At 66.2% G+C, this 12916-nt stretch carries 14 protein-coding genes; 8 read left to right on the forward strand and 6 right to left on the reverse strand.

Translation table 11 applies throughout. The features are described from left to right. The first annotated feature begins 30 nt into the window (after positions 1–30). Entirely contained in the window at positions 31–918 is an 888-nt protein-coding gene (locus G6N37_RS10245) for a DMT family transporter (RefSeq protein WP_163679474.1), read from the forward strand. On the opposite strand, the gene G6N37_RS10250 is transcribed toward G6N37_RS10245, so the two are convergent. Further along, positions 910–1284: a bleomycin resistance protein gene (locus tag G6N37_RS10250; RefSeq protein ID WP_232075398.1), complete on the reverse strand. Its 375-nt coding sequence runs from the start codon at positions 1282–1284 to the stop codon at positions 910–912. The genes G6N37_RS10245 and G6N37_RS10250 overlap by 9 nt on opposite strands. Before the next feature lie 146 nt (positions 1285–1430). Between G6N37_RS10250 and G6N37_RS10255 the strand changes: the two genes are divergently transcribed. The 3 genes from G6N37_RS10255 (at position 1431) to G6N37_RS10265 (ending at position 5379) form a co-directional block, all read left to right on the forward strand. Beyond that, complete coding sequence (locus tag G6N37_RS10255; RefSeq protein ID WP_163679480.1) at positions 1431–2183, forward strand: sensor domain-containing protein; 753 nt, start codon at positions 1431–1433, stop codon at positions 2181–2183. A gap of 233 nt (positions 2184–2416) precedes the next feature. After that, positions 2417–3751 carry a magnesium transporter MgtE N-terminal domain-containing protein gene (locus G6N37_RS10260; protein WP_163679483.1) on the forward strand — a complete coding sequence of 445 codons (1335 nt, stop codon included), beginning with the start codon at positions 2417–2419 and terminating at the stop codon, positions 3749–3751. After that, on the forward strand, positions 3748–5379 hold the full coding sequence (locus G6N37_RS10265) for an Nramp family divalent metal transporter (protein WP_163679486.1): 1632 nt from the start codon (positions 3748–3750) through the stop codon (positions 5377–5379). The genes G6N37_RS10260 and G6N37_RS10265 overlap by 4 nt, the downstream gene beginning before the upstream one ends. Here G6N37_RS10265 and G6N37_RS10270 read toward each other — a convergent pair. After that, the gene (locus tag G6N37_RS10270; RefSeq protein ID WP_163679488.1) at positions 5369–6394 is read right to left on the reverse strand and encodes a TIGR03617 family F420-dependent LLM class oxidoreductase; all 1026 of its coding nucleotides are present in this window, start codon (positions 6392–6394) and stop codon (positions 5369–5371) included. The genes G6N37_RS10265 and G6N37_RS10270 overlap by 11 nt on opposite strands. A 167-nt stretch (positions 6395–6561) precedes the next feature. On the opposite strand from G6N37_RS10270, the gene G6N37_RS26610 reads away from it, so the two are divergent. Together G6N37_RS26610 and G6N37_RS10280 are read left to right on the forward strand one after the other, a co-directional pair. Continuing rightward, positions 6562–6783, forward strand: a complete 222-nt coding sequence (locus tag G6N37_RS26610; protein ID WP_372514665.1) for an excalibur calcium-binding domain-containing protein — start codon at positions 6562–6564, stop codon at positions 6781–6783. A 14-nt stretch (positions 6784–6797) separates the two neighbouring features. After that, the gene (locus tag G6N37_RS10280) at positions 6798–7325 is read left to right on the forward strand and encodes a hypothetical protein (protein WP_174813812.1); all 528 of its coding nucleotides are present in this window, start codon (positions 6798–6800) and stop codon (positions 7323–7325) included. Between the two features lie 21 nt (positions 7326–7346). Here the strand turns inward: G6N37_RS10280 and G6N37_RS10285 are convergent, their stop codons facing one another. After that, positions 7347–7562 (reverse strand): hypothetical protein, encoded by a 216-nt coding sequence (locus G6N37_RS10285; protein ID WP_163679491.1) that lies wholly within the window; start codon positions 7560–7562, stop codon positions 7347–7349. 102 nt (positions 7563–7664) lie between these two features. Then, a complete protein-coding gene (gene htpG, locus G6N37_RS10290; RefSeq protein WP_163679494.1) occupies positions 7665–9599 on the reverse strand; it encodes a molecular chaperone HtpG in 1935 nt (644 codons plus the stop codon). Between the two features lie 120 nt (positions 9600–9719). Between htpG and G6N37_RS10295 the strand changes: the two genes are divergently transcribed. Next, the gene (locus G6N37_RS10295; RefSeq protein ID WP_163679497.1) at positions 9720–10340 is read left to right on the forward strand and encodes a TIGR03085 family metal-binding protein; all 621 of its coding nucleotides are present in this window, start codon (positions 9720–9722) and stop codon (positions 10338–10340) included. Positions 10341–10356: 16 nt separating this feature from the next. On the opposite strand, the gene G6N37_RS10300 is transcribed toward G6N37_RS10295, so the two are convergent. Both G6N37_RS10300 and G6N37_RS10305 read right to left on the reverse strand, forming a co-directional pair. Beyond that, positions 10357–11337: a nitrilase-related carbon-nitrogen hydrolase gene (locus G6N37_RS10300; RefSeq protein ID WP_163679499.1), complete on the reverse strand. Its 981-nt coding sequence runs from the start codon at positions 11335–11337 to the stop codon at positions 10357–10359. Between the two features lie 57 nt (positions 11338–11394). Then, positions 11395–11781, reverse strand: a complete 387-nt coding sequence (locus G6N37_RS10305) for a hypothetical protein (RefSeq protein ID WP_163679501.1) — start codon at positions 11779–11781, stop codon at positions 11395–11397. Positions 11782–12007: 226 nt separating this feature from the next. On the opposite strand from G6N37_RS10305, the gene G6N37_RS10310 reads away from it, so the two are divergent. Then, complete coding sequence (locus G6N37_RS10310; protein WP_163684865.1) at positions 12008–12907, forward strand: NAD(P)H-binding protein; 900 nt, start codon at positions 12008–12010, stop codon at positions 12905–12907. Positions 12908–12916: the final 9 nt, after the last annotated feature.

Below are 12916 nucleotides of genomic sequence, written 5' to 3' on the forward strand. Positions count from 1 at the left end.
GGCACAACACCGGCTACCCAGGAGGCCTTGGTGGGCAAGACAGACATCGCAGCGGTTCTCGCGATCGCCGCCGCCCTGATGGTCGGCATCGGGGACGTCATCCAGCAGCGATCCGCCCAACAGGTCACCGACAAGCCGGTCGGCACCCTGGACCTGTTTCGCCGGCTGCTGCGTGACCGTCGATGGTGGACCGGCAGCCTGGTGGCCGGCGCCGGGTTCGGGTTCCAGGCCGCGGCGCTCGACCTGGGGTCGGTGGTGCTCGTGCAGGCGCTGCTGGTGACGTCGTTGTTGTTCGCGTTGCTCATCAACGCCCGGGTGAACCACCGCAGAATCACTGCCTGGCAAGCGCTTTGGGCGGTATTGCTGGCAGCCGCTGTCGCGGTGGTGGTGACTGTCGGCGATCCTCAGGAGGGCACGCCGCGGGGGTCGGTGCACACATGGACCATCGTGGCGTTGGTCATGGGTCCGGCCCTGATCATGTGCGTGATCGGCGCGCGCATGTTCCCGGGCGCGGTCGGCGCGTTATTGCTTGGCCTGATGGCCGGCTCGCTGTGGGGATTGTTTTCGGTCTTGACCAAGGGCGTGGTCGACCAGCTCGACCACGGCATCCCGGCCCTGCTACGCATGCCCGAGGTCTACGTGTGGGTGGTGGTGGCGATTGCGGCCACCGCCTGGGAGCAGTCGGCGTTTCGGGCCGGCCCGCTCACCGCGTCGCTCCCGGCGGTGACCGTCGCCGAGCCGATCGTCGGATCGATTCTCGGTGTCACCGTGCTGGGCGAGACACTGCGGACCAACGACGTCGGGCTGGTGGCACTGGGCGTGTCGGTCGCGGTGATGGCGGCCGCGACCGTGGCGCTGGCGCACAGCCAAGCCACCGCGGCGCCACCCGCCGGCGAAAAGCCCGCGGTATCAACCTGATCGGATGCGCGAGCCGACACGGTGCGCGGTTCCGTCCGGATCGACATAGGCGAATTCGCGCAACCCATATGCCGTGTCGTGCGGCGGCATCAGGCGGCCGCCGAGGTCTTCCAGCGCACTCCACTGCGCGTAGAGCGCATCGGCGTCGCTGACGTAGAGGTACACGCTTGCGGCCGTGCGCAGCGGGTCGTGCTCGTCCCATTCGGTGAGGTGGATCGACACCGATCCGCGGTCGGCGAACCCATAACGCTCGGGACCGTCGTACTTGCGCGCGTCGAACCCGAGTCGCCGATAGCGGTCGATCGCGGCATCGAGGTCTCGGACCGGGACGATCGGCGCCACCGAGGTGAAGGTGACTGCGGACACGCATGCGAACATATCGCTTGGCTCGGATTGTCCTCGCGGCAGAAGGCTGCTGTCGTAGGCTTCGTTGTCGAATAACTCGTGAGTACGCAGCGCGGTGGGGGCGCGCGAAATGCTTGAGAGGGGGCTCAGGCAGAAAGGGCCTCGACATGCGCCAGCTGAAAACTGCAGTCGCCGTAGCCGCCTCCGCCGGACTTCTGGTCGCCGGTTGCGGCCACAACGGCGGGGGCGGCACGGCCTCGCCGTCCACCACGGCCACCACCGCGTCGTCGAAGGATCCCCTGACGAAGGACCAGCTGGCCGCCCTCATGCTCAGCCCGACCGAGCTGGACACCGCGCTTGGCGTCACGGGTACTTCGAGCGACCCGCCGAAAACCGCTCTGGAAGAAGACCCGGTCAAGCGCAGCGACTATACAGTTCCCGCCGAATGCAATTACGCCATCCGCGCGGCCCTGGCACCCGTTTATGCCGACAGCGGGAACAGCGCGGTTTACGGCTACCACGACGTCGCACCCGCTCCCCCGGGTTCGACCGAAATTGAAAGGCCGGACGTAGATCAGTTCGTGGTGTTGTTTCCCTCACCGGATCAGGCGAGTGCGTTCTTCACCGCCTCGTCCCAGCGCTGGCCGGCCTGCGCCAACCGCCAGGACACCGTTCCCGCCGAGGGCGACCAACCGGAACTGCAGTGGAAGGTGGGACCAGTCACCAACGCCAACGGAGTTCTACGCGCCCCGGTGACCGTCACCGTCACCGGAAGCGGCGGGAACGTCACCATGCCGTGTCAGCGGGCACTGACCGTCCGCAAAAACGTCATCATCGACGTCGACGCGTGCCGCAAGGAGGTCGGAGATCTGGGCGTCAACATCGCCAACCAGATCGCTGCGAAGGTCGACAAGCAATAGATGGAGCAACGTACCCGCGCGAGCCCGCAGAACCCGGTTGGCCGTCCCGCGTTTACCTACCTGCGGTAGCTGTCCGCCGCGGTCACAGCGTACGATCTTGCGGCCGAACCCGGTCAAGCGACGACACTTGCGCCACCACCGATTCTGGCGGTAAGCCGTAGCTGCACGATGTCGCGACATGGCTTCATGCGGTCTGCTCGAAGGTCGGGTCGCGCGGCGTCGAAAGGGAACGAATGAACGCATCGGAGACGGCGGCGAACGGTGGCGGGGAACGGCCGGTGATCCACCTCTCGCAGTTGCTGCGCGCCCCGGTACTTGCCCGGGCGGGCGAGACCGTGGGCCGGGTCGAGGACGTGATCGTGCGGCTGCGCGGCACCGACGAGTATCCACTGGTGACGGGGATCGTTGCCGGGGTCGGCGGGCGGCGGGTGTTCATCGGCGTCAAATCCATCGACGAGTTCGCCGCGGACCGAGTTCTGTTGACCAAGAACAAGGTTGACCTTCGCGGCTTCGAGCGCCGCACCGGTGAGGTGCTGTTGCGCGCCGATGTGTTGGGCCACCGGTTGATCGACGTGGCCAACGTGGAGCTGATACGCGCCTACGACGTGGAGCTGGAAGATACCGGCGCCGGATGGATGCTGACGCGCGTGGACACCCGGCGGCCGCCACGGTTGTTCGGGTTGATCAAGCCGTCCGGGGGGCACGCGGCTCGCGATTGGAAATCGTTCGAACCGCTGATCGGCGACGCGCGTTCCGACGCCGTGCGGCGCTTGTCGGACCGGTTCGGCGAGTTCAAAGCCGCCGAGATCGCCGACCTTCTCGAAGAGGCGGACAAGGCCGAGGGCGGCGAGATCCTCGACCGGGTGCGCAGCGACCCCGAACTCGAAGCCGACGTGTTCGAGGAACTGGAGCCGGAGAAGGCGAGCCGTCTCCTCGATGGCATGCCGGACAACGAGGTCGCCGCGTTGCTGGGCCGGATGCGGGCCGACGACGCCGCCGACGCGATCGCCGATCTGCGTCAGTCGCGGCGCCGGCGCGTGCTGGAATTGATGCCGGGCCCGCAGCGCACCAAGGTCATCACCCTGATGGGGTTCAATCCCGAGAGCGCCGGCGGGCTGATGAATGTCGACTTCGTCGCGTGCAGCGCCACCACGACGGCGGCGGAAGCGGTGGGGCTGATCGCGACGGCCAGCACCATCCAGCCGGAGGCACTCATCAAGGTGCACGTCGTCGGTGAGGACAGACGGCTCGACGGCGTGGTCTCGGTGATCACGCTGTTGCAGGCTGAGTCCGGTGAAACCCTTGAGCGGCTGATGGATTCGGACCCGGTGCGGGTCACCGCCGACGCCGACCTGACGGATGTCGCGTTGTTGATGGCCGACTTCAACCTCTACTCCATCCCGGTCGTCGACGAGCAGGACCGGGTACTCGGGGTGGTCACCGTCGACGACGTGCTCGAGGCGACCATCCCCGAAGACTGGCGTCGGCGTGAACCGGCACCGCGTCCCGTCCGCGAGCCCACCCCACCCGGCGACCACACGCGCGTGCCCGGGGGTAACGCGCTGTGACCGCAGGCCGCGACGAGACGACCGGCAGCGCGGTGCTCGACACCGCGCACCTGGGTGACATCGAGGGCGCCTTCGGACGGATCAGCGTCGGCGAAACCGAGCACCCCCGCACCTGGAAGACACGGTTGCTGACCCTGCTGGCGATCGTCGGTCCGGGAATCATCGTGATGGTCGGCGACAACGACGCCGGCGGCGTGGCGACCTACGCCCAAGCCGGGCAGAACTACGGCTACTCCCTGCTGTGGGTGCTGCTGCTGTTGATACCGGTGCTGATCGTCAACCAGGAAATGGTGGTCCGGCTCGGGGCCGTCACCGGTGTCGGGCACGCGCGGCTGATCAACGAACGCTTCGGCCGCGGCTGGGGCTGGTTCTCGGTCGGTGACTTGTTCTTGCTGAACTTCTTGACGATCGTCACCGAGTTCATCGGTATCAGCCTGGCCGCCGAATACATCGGCGTGTCCAAATACGTCGTGGTGCCGGTCTCGGCGGTGGCACTGGTCGCAATCATGGCGAGCGGGAGCTTCCGACGATGGGAGCGCGCCATGTTCATCTTCATCGCCGTCACCCTGCTGCAGATCCCGATGCTGCTGATGTCCCACCCGCAGTGGGGACAGGTGGCCAAATCCTTCGTGATACCGAGCATTTCGGGCGGCGTGAGCTCGGACGCGGTGCTGCTGATCATCGCCATCGTCGGCACCACCGTGGCGCCCTGGCAGCTGTTTTTCCAGCAGTCCAACGTGGTTGACAAACGCATCACCCCGCGCTTCATCGGCTACGAGCGCGCCGACACCGTGCTGGGCGCCTTCGTCGTCGTCATCGGCGCGGCGGCGCTGGTGATGACCGGCGAATGGGCGGCACGCTCCACCAACACCGTCGGCGGTTTCACCGACGCCGGCGCCACCGCACACCTACTCGGCGAACATCGGGGGACGCTCGGCTGGATCTTTGCGATCGTGCTGATGGACGCCTCGATCATCGGCGCCGCAGCGGTCACCCTGGCCACCAGTTACGCCTTCGGTGACGTGTTCGGCCTCAAGCACTCGCTGCACCGCGGGTTCGCCGACGCCAAGCAGTTCTACCTGTCGTACACCGCAATGGTCGTGGTGGCCGCGGCCATCGTGTTGATTCCGGGTGCTCCTCTCGGGCTGATCACCACCGCCGTGCAGGCCCTGGCCGGTCTGCTTCTGCCCAGCGCCAGCGTCTTCCTGCTGCTGTTGTGCAACGACCGGGAAGTGCTGGGGCCGTGGGTCAATCGTGCCTGGCTCAACTGGGTCGCCGGACTGATCGTCGGCACCCTGCTACTGCTGTCGGGAATCCTGATGGCGACCACGCTGTTCCGCGACCTCAACGTCGTGGCGGTGGCCGGCTACCTGGCGCTGGCGCTTGTCGTCCTCGCCGTTGCCGCGGTACCGGTGCTGCGCTGGATGAGCCGCCGACAACCCGCGGCGCCCGCGGCACGACTGCCGGTGCGCGGGGTCGACCGCAACACGTGGCGGATGCCGCCCCTGACACTGCTCGAGCCGGTCACCTGGTCACCGGGCACCCGCCTGGGGATGATCGCGCTGCGCGGCTACCTGATCCTCGGCGCGCTGCTATTGGTCGTCAAGGCAGTACAACTCAGTCACTGACGGCTTCTCGGACGCGACGGGCCACCTCGCCGTACCGCTCGAAACGCTGCGGATCGCCCACGGCGTTGTAAAGGACCAGGCGCGTGGCCTTTCCGGCATATTTCTTCCTCAGCGTGTCGGCCAGTCCGTCCCACGTCGACTCGGTGGCGAAGACGGCGATGTGCTCGTCACTCACCTGAGCCGCCATGCCCGCGATGTCGCCGGCCTTCTGCTTCTCGCGGATCCGGGCGGTGGTGCCCTCGAAACCGGCCTGGTCCCAGATGAACGCGTAGTTGGGTGTGCTGCCGTAGAACGCCATGCTGGCGCGCACCACTTCGCGTTGCTTGTCGCGCTCTTCGTCGCTGTCGCCGACGATGGTCATCACCGGCACGATCACCGCGAGATCCGACGGCGAGCGCCCCGCCTTCGCCGCGCCTTCGGCGATGCTGGGCAAGACGTGACGGGCGATGTAGCCCGGCTCGCCGATCGGATGCACGTGCACCCCGTCGGCCACCTCGCCCGCCATTCGCAGCATCCATGGATTGACCGCTGCGATATCGACTTTCGGATCGGGGGCCTCGATCGGCCCCGGGCTCCACTGCGGGGTTATGAAGTCGAGGTCGTAGAAGTCGCCGTGGTGTTCGAGCGTCCCGCTCCGAAACGCGGCGAAGCACGCCTTGACGGCGAACAGGTAATCGCGCAGCCGCGGACCGGGCCGCTCGAACGCCACGCCGTAGCGCCGGACGACGTGGGTGCGTACCTGGGTGCCCAGACCCAACCGGAAGTTTCCGCCGGTTGCTTCCTGAAGCTCCCAGGCCGTGGCCGCCGTGACGAAAGGACTGCGCGGGAAGGCGACGGCCACCCCCGTGGAGAGCTCGAGGCCGGGCGCGGCCTGCGAGGCGACGGCGGCGTTGAGGTAGGCCGTCCGGCCCGTCTCGGTGAACAACAGGCCGGAGAATCCAGCGGATTGCGTCCGCCGGGCCAGGTCGCCGATCTGGTGGAGCGGCTGCGGGACCGTCATCGCATCGACGTGCATTCCTCGGAGCCTACGTGGGGCCGAGCCGTGAGCCGGCCGGGGTACGCCGCGTCGGCGATGCCCGCCCTCTTGCTCGGCGGCTGCTTCACGGTGTTAGCTCTGTAGTCGACAGCAACCACCGCCGCTTCGCTAATAGGAGGTTCGCGAACATGCTTCGTGGATGGTTCATGGCTGGAGCAATCGCAGTGGGAATTGCCGTGGCTCCCCCGGCCCAGGCGGCGCCCTCGACAACGACGACGACCTCGCCGACGACGGGTGCCAGCGTCTACTACCCGAACTGCAAAGCGGCGTGCGCAGACGGCGTGGCTCCGATCTACCGCGGGCAGCCGGGGTACCGGCCGGGCCTTGACCGCGACGGCGACGGCATCGCCTGCGAAGTCTGCCACTGAGGCCGGTGCACGCGATGTCTGCGCCAACCGCCCGACTGACCGCCGTCGTCTCGATGGCCTGTGCCGGTCTCCTGGCGTGCGGGTCCCAGCACCCCGCCCCGGCCAATACCTCCAGTTCGACCGGCATAAAGCCGGTGACGTCGCCCGGCTCGAGCGCACCGCCGAGCGCGCCGAGTAGCCCGGTTCCGCCCGCCACCACCACCACCACGCCGGCGTGCGTCGGATTGTCGATATGCCCGCCACCGCCGCCGGACGCCGAGGGAAACCCGGCGTGTTACTACGCCGACGGGTGGCGCGCCGACTCCTCAGGGGCCGGAATCGAAGTGTGGTTCTTCCGCGACCCGCACAACCCGTCGACGCCGGACAAGGTCACCGCGCTGGTGCGCAAGAAGGATGGCACCACCGCATCCCAGGACGCCGACATCGACGCCGGCCAACAAGTGCATCGCTTCGGATTCCCCGAGGTCGCACCAGCCGTGGTCCAAGAGGTCTTGTTCAGCAGCGGCAGCGGGCGCTGCTTCGTGATCGGGGCCGGCGACTGATGCCCGGGTGCCGCTCAATGGTCAGCGCTTGTGGTGACGGTGGCTCACCGGTGCGGTGAAGCCTTGGGTGTCGTCGAAGTGGGCCCACTGGCCGTCGTCGTTGACTTCCATGCGCCAACCCAGCTCGGTGCTGCCGCCAATCGAATGGATGAACCAGGCGTGCGCGGACTCTGCGCTGGCAAAATCCTTCGTCGCGACGACCCGGCCACGTGGGTCGATTACGCGAAATTCAACCATGGGATGTGATTATCCCGGCCAGCGGCTTTTCAATCGGGTTAATCGCCCATTTGCGGCAAAGCCGGCGACGAACGCTCCTCTCGCAGCTGTGGCAAACCCGCGCTAGACGGTACGGGCCAACCGGTCGGCGAGCAGCTCGGCGAACCGAGCCGGATCGTCGAGCGCGCCCCCTTCGGCGAGAAGTGCTGTGCCGTAGAGTAACTCGGCGGTCTCGGCCACCTCGGCGAGCGCCTCGCCGCCGTCGGCCTTCTTTTGCGCCTCACGCAGTCCGGTGATCAACGGATGGTTCGGGTTGAGTTCGAGAATCCGCTTGCCGACAGGGATGTCCTGCCCGGACGCGCGGTAGAGCCGCGCGAGGGCCGGCGTGATGCCGAAGGCGTCGGTGATCAGGCAGGCCGGCGAGTCGGTCAGGCGGCTGGACAGCCGTACTTCCTTGACGTGTTCGCTCAACGTCTCCTTCAACCAGGTCAGCAGGTCGGCGAACTCCTTCTGCTGCTCCTCGCGCTCGGCCTCGCTCTCGTCGCCCTCGGAACTGAGGTCCACCTCGCCCTTGGCGACCGACTGCAGCGGCTTGCCCTCGAACTCGGTCACCGAGCCCACCCAGACTTCGTCGACCGGGTCGGTGAGCAACAAGACCTCGTAGCCCTTGGCTTTGAAGGCCTCGAGGTGCGGCGACTTCAGGATCTGTTGCCGGCTCTCGCCCGTGGCGAAGAAGATCTGCTCCTGCCCCTCCTTCATGCGCTGCACGTACTCGGCGAGGGTGGTGGCCTCCTCCTCGCTGTGCGTCGAGGCGAATGAGGAGATCTGCAGCAAGGTGTCCCGGTTGTCGAAGTCCGACAGCAGCCCCTCCTTGACGACTCTGCCGAATTGGGTCCAGAACGTGCGGTAGTCGTCGGGCCGCTCGGACTGCAGCTCCTTGATGGTGGAGAGCACCTTCTTGGTGAGCCGCCGGCGGATGGCCTTGATCTGCCGATCCTGCTGCAGGATTTCGCGGGAGACGTTGAGCGACATGTCCTGCGCGTCGACGACGCCCTTCACGAAGCGCAGGTATTCGGGCATGAGCTGGTCGCAGTCGCCCATGATGAACACCCGCTTGACGTACAGCTGGATGCCGACCTGGGAGTCACGGTTGAACAGGTCGAACGGGGCGTGGGACGGGATGAACAGCAGGGCCTGGTATTCGAAGGTGCCCTCGGCCTTCATCGCGATGACCTCGAGCGGGTCATCCCAGGCGTGCGCGATGTGCTTGTAGAACTCCTTGTACTCCTCCTCGGAGACCTCTTCCTTGGGCCTGGCCCACAGCGCCTTCATCGAGTTGAGGGTCTCCACCTCTTTGGTGACGGTCTCCTCGCCACCCTCCTCGGTTGCCGGCGTGCGTCGTTCGACCTCCATGCGGATGGGCCAGGCGATGAAGTCGGAGTACTTCTTGACCAGGCCGCGGATCTTCCACTCCGAGGTGTAGTCGTGCAGCTCATCCTCGGCGTCTTCGGGCTTGAGGTGCAGGGTCACCGAGGTTCCCTGCGGAGCGCCGTCGACCGCTTCGATGGTGTAGGTGCCCTCGCCGCTCGATTCCCACCTGGTGGCTTCGCTCTCGCCGGCCTTGCGGGTGAGCAGTTCGACCTTGTCGGCGACCATGAAGCTCGAGTAGAAACCGATCCCGAACTGGCCGATCAGTTCCTCCGAGGCGGCCTCGTTCTTGGCCTCTTTCAGCTGCTGGCGCAGCTCGGCGGTGCCCGATTTGGCCAGCGTGCCGATCAGGTTCACCACCTCGTCGCGGGTCATGCCGATGCCGTTGTCGCGGACGGTGAGCGTCCTTGCGCTCTTGTCGACGTCGATCTCGATGTGCAGGTCGGAGGTCTCGACGTTGAGTTCTTTGTTGCGGAAGGCTTCCAGCCGCAGCTTGTCCAGTGCGTCGGAAGCGTTCGAGATCAGCTCCCGCAGAAACGAATCCTTGTTGGAGTAGACGGAGTGCACCATCAGGTCCAGCAGTTGCCGTGCTTCCGCCTGAAACTCCAGCTGCTCGACGCGCGCGTTCATGACATTCCCTACGTCTCTTCCCAGGTCCTCTCAAGGACATTGCCGCTCCAAATTTACCGAGTTGCCAACCGCGCGCGCTCGGGGGTTCGCACTCGTCGCGTCGGCCTCTACGCTGAAGACATGTCCGTTGCTCAACGCGAACGAGCCGCCCTCGTGGAGACCATGCGCGCCGCCGGGCCGGAGGCGCCCACCCTGTGCGAGGGGTGGAAGGCGCGGGACCTGGCCGCCCACCTCGTCATCCGGGAGTACCGGCCCGACGCCGCTCCAGGCATCCTGATCCCGTTCTTCGCGTCGCACACCGAGAAGGTGCAGAACCAGGTCGCCGAACAGGCGGAGTGGGACGAGCTGGTCGACAAGGTCGCGTCCGGCCCGCCGATCTACTCGCCGCTCAAGCTTCTCGATCCGGTGGCCAACGTCGCCGAGATGTTCATCCACCACGAGGACGTGCGACGGGCGCAGCCTGGGTGGCAGCCGCGCACCCTGGACCCCGAGCTGAGCGCCAGGCTGCGCCGCACGCTGCCGTTGATGGCACGGCTCACGCTCGCCAAAGTGCCGGGCCGGGTGGCGCTGCGGACCCCGGAAGGCAAGACGCTGCTGACCGCGGGACGCGGCCCCGCCGTCACGGTGACCGGTGCGCCCGAGGAGCTGCTGCTGTTCTCGGTCGGGCGATCCGCGCGAGTCGAGTTCGACGGCGACCCGGCGGCGGTCCAGGCCGTCCGCGACGCGCCCAAGGGGTTATAGCCCCGGGGTTTCCACGTCAGAGGCCGGCGTCGTCCATCGTCTCCGTGTCAACCATGGGCCGGTGCTCATGGTTTTCGGTTTGGATGGGCGTCCTGGGTGTGTGATCGATTCGCAGACTGAGCAGTTCGGGACGGCTGTAGTGTCCGCTGGCGTCCATGAGCGCCTTGCGCCGGTCTATCAGTGAAAAATTGGCATCAGCGACGACTTCGCCCTCGCCGGACCGCAACGGTGTGCCAAGCAGCTCGCCCTGCGGGGAAATGATCGCGGTGAAGCAGCCGCCAGAGATCGGGCCGATGGGTCCGCCCGTGTCGGCGGCAATCCGCGCCTGCTGGTCGGCGTCGAGCCAGGCGGTCGCGCAGACAACGAAAGCGCCGGATTCAAGGGCGTGATTGCGGACGCTGATCTCCGTCTGTTCGGCAAACAACTCGCCACCAAAGCATCCCGGAAACATGGCGGAGTGGATCTGTTCGCCGTCGGCGATCAAGGCGAACCGGGCCAGCGGGTTGTAGTGCTCCCAGCAGGCCAGCTGACCGACGCGACCGACGGCGCTGTCGACAGCGCGCAGCCCACTACCGTCGCCTTGTCCCCAGATCATCCGTTCGTGGTACGTCGGACTGATCTTGCGACGGCGCTGAATCAGAGTGCCGTCGGCGTCGAAGAGCAACTGGGTGTTGAACAGCGAGCCGCCGGCACGTTCGTTCACCCCTATCGAAACCACCATCTCCGCCCGGCGGGCGGCCGCACCGATCGCGTCCGTCGCCGGCGACGGTATCGTCACCGCCTCAGCCATCAACCTCAATTGTTCAGAACTCATCTCGAACGGACGCTGCACGAACGAGAAGTACGGATAATACGGAACAAAGGTTTCCGGAAACGTCGCGAATTTCACTCCCTGGCCGGCTAATTCGTCGATCTTTGCGAGGACCCTGGCCACGGTGCCTTCGCGGCTGTATAGCACTGGGCTGATTTGCACAGCGGCAACGCGAACTGTGGTCATTGGCGCCTTCTTTCTCGACGGCAGCTCAAGGATCTTCTAGCGAGAAGCGCTGTGCCCCTACGGGGTACCTTCCCAATGTTTGACTAAAGCTGTGCCAGCGAACTTCTCGCGCATCAAGCGCGAGAAGGACAGCAGCGCGCTGCGTGGCCGGTGGTTCACCACGATGCGCTGGGTCTGCCCTGCGGCGTTGTAGGTAACCAGGACGATCACCCTCGTAGGTGTGCCGCGAACCTCGGCCGTGTAGTCCTCGACGAATCCGTAGTCGCCGCAGGGCCCCGCGTAGCGGAACACCTGATTCTCATATTGTTGGCGGGCGACGACCATAATGGCCCCAACGTCTTTCGTTCCCTGGGCGGTGCCGTCCATCGCCGCGGCTTCGAGCGTGACGTCGTCGGCCAGGTTGTCCAACCACACCGGGTAGTAGTCCTTACCCGCATACGTCATGGCGTGCCTCCGTTCGAAGTCCGGTTGGGCCGGATGCGCTGCGGTGCCCCTTCGAGTCGGGCATGGCCCGGCGCCACACTGACATCCTGGCGTGCGTTTTGTACGCTACGCCGTCGACGACAGAGGGCCTACACTTTGACCACTGGTTACCGTCAGGGCGCTAGGAGCGGCGGATGAAAAGCTGGAGTCGCCGAGTGGTGATTGGTCGTCGATCGTGACGGGGCCGTTGCATCTGGTCACCGGCGCCGGTGGCGGGACCGCTGGGGTGAGCCGGCTGGTGATCGAACAGCTGCGGCGGCGCGGGGAACGGGTGCGCGCCCTGGTACACCGCGATGACGCGCGGGCGGACCCGTTGCGCGACTTGGGCGCCGAGGTGGTGGTCGGCGACCTCACCGATCCGCAGAACGTCGTCGACGCCATGGCCGGCGTTGATCGCATGTTCTTTTCCATGAGCGTCTCACCCGACTACCTCCAGGCGACGGTGGTCATCTGCGACGCGGCGCTGGAATCGCGCCGCCTCGAGGTCCTCCTGAACATGTCACAGATGACGGTCTCGCAGATGACACTTACGAGCGTGGGCGAGTCTCGCCAGCATCGCTTGCACTTTCTGGCCGAGCACGTGCTGAATTGGTCCGGGGTGCCGGTTGTGCATATCAGACCGACGACATTCCTTGACAATCCGATCTTCACGCAGTTTGCGGTTCCCTCGATCCGGGAGCGAAACGTTTTGGCGCTGCCCTTCGGTACGGGCCGCACGTCGCCGATCGCCGCCAGCGATGTCGCGCGAGTCGTTTCAACCGTTTTGATGGACCCGGCCCAGTGCATCGGGCAGGTCTACGAACTGACCGGTCCAGAAAGCCTCGACATTGCTGGATTGGCTGCGCAGTACGCCCGCGCGTTGCGCCGGCCGATCACCGGCGCCGATATCCCGCACGACAGATGGGTTGACGAGGTTCTCAAACCCCTGAATCTGCCCGCGCACCTTCAGCAACACCTCGCCACGATGGCGCTGCTGCACCGGGCGGGTCGCTACGACAGATCCACGGATGACGTCGAAAGGTTAACGGGGCAACCAGCGTTGAGTGTCGAGCAATACATCGCCGGGAACCCCGAACTGTTCTCGTGACGTTCTTCC

It is taken from the genome of Mycobacterium seoulense (assembly GCF_010731595.1).
GTDB classification, from domain to species: Bacteria; Actinomycetota; Actinomycetes; order Mycobacteriales; family Mycobacteriaceae; genus Mycobacterium; species Mycobacterium seoulense.

Coding starts and splice junctions, on each gene's coding strand:
- G6N37_RS10305 (WP_163679501.1), bottom strand. CDS start 11,781: ATGACGTATGCGGGTAAGGACTACTACCCGGTGTGGTTGGACAACCTG.
- G6N37_RS10260 (WP_163679483.1), top strand. CDS start 2,417: ATGAACGCATCGGAGACGGCGGCGAACGGTGGCGGGGAACGGCCGGTG.
- G6N37_RS10285 (WP_163679491.1), bottom strand. CDS start 7,562: ATGGTTGAATTTCGCGTAATCGACCCACGTGGCCGGGTCGTCGCGACG.
- G6N37_RS10255 (WP_163679480.1), top strand. CDS start 1,431: ATGCGCCAGCTGAAAACTGCAGTCGCCGTAGCCGCCTCCGCCGGACTT.
- htpG (WP_163679494.1), bottom strand. CDS start 9,599: ATGAACGCGCGCGTCGAGCAGCTGGAGTTTCAGGCGGAAGCACGGCAA.
- G6N37_RS10280 (WP_174813812.1), top strand. CDS start 6,798: ATGTCTGCGCCAACCGCCCGACTGACCGCCGTCGTCTCGATGGCCTGT.
- G6N37_RS10295 (WP_163679497.1), top strand. CDS start 9,720: ATGTCCGTTGCTCAACGCGAACGAGCCGCCCTCGTGGAGACCATGCGC.
- G6N37_RS10270 (WP_163679488.1), bottom strand. CDS start 6,394: ATGCACGTCGATGCGATGACGGTCCCGCAGCCGCTCCACCAGATCGGC.
- G6N37_RS10300 (WP_163679499.1), bottom strand. CDS start 11,337: ATGACCACAGTTCGCGTTGCCGCTGTGCAAATCAGCCCAGTGCTATAC.
- G6N37_RS26610 (WP_372514665.1), top strand. CDS start 6,562: ATGGCTGGAGCAATCGCAGTGGGAATTGCCGTGGCTCCCCCGGCCCAG.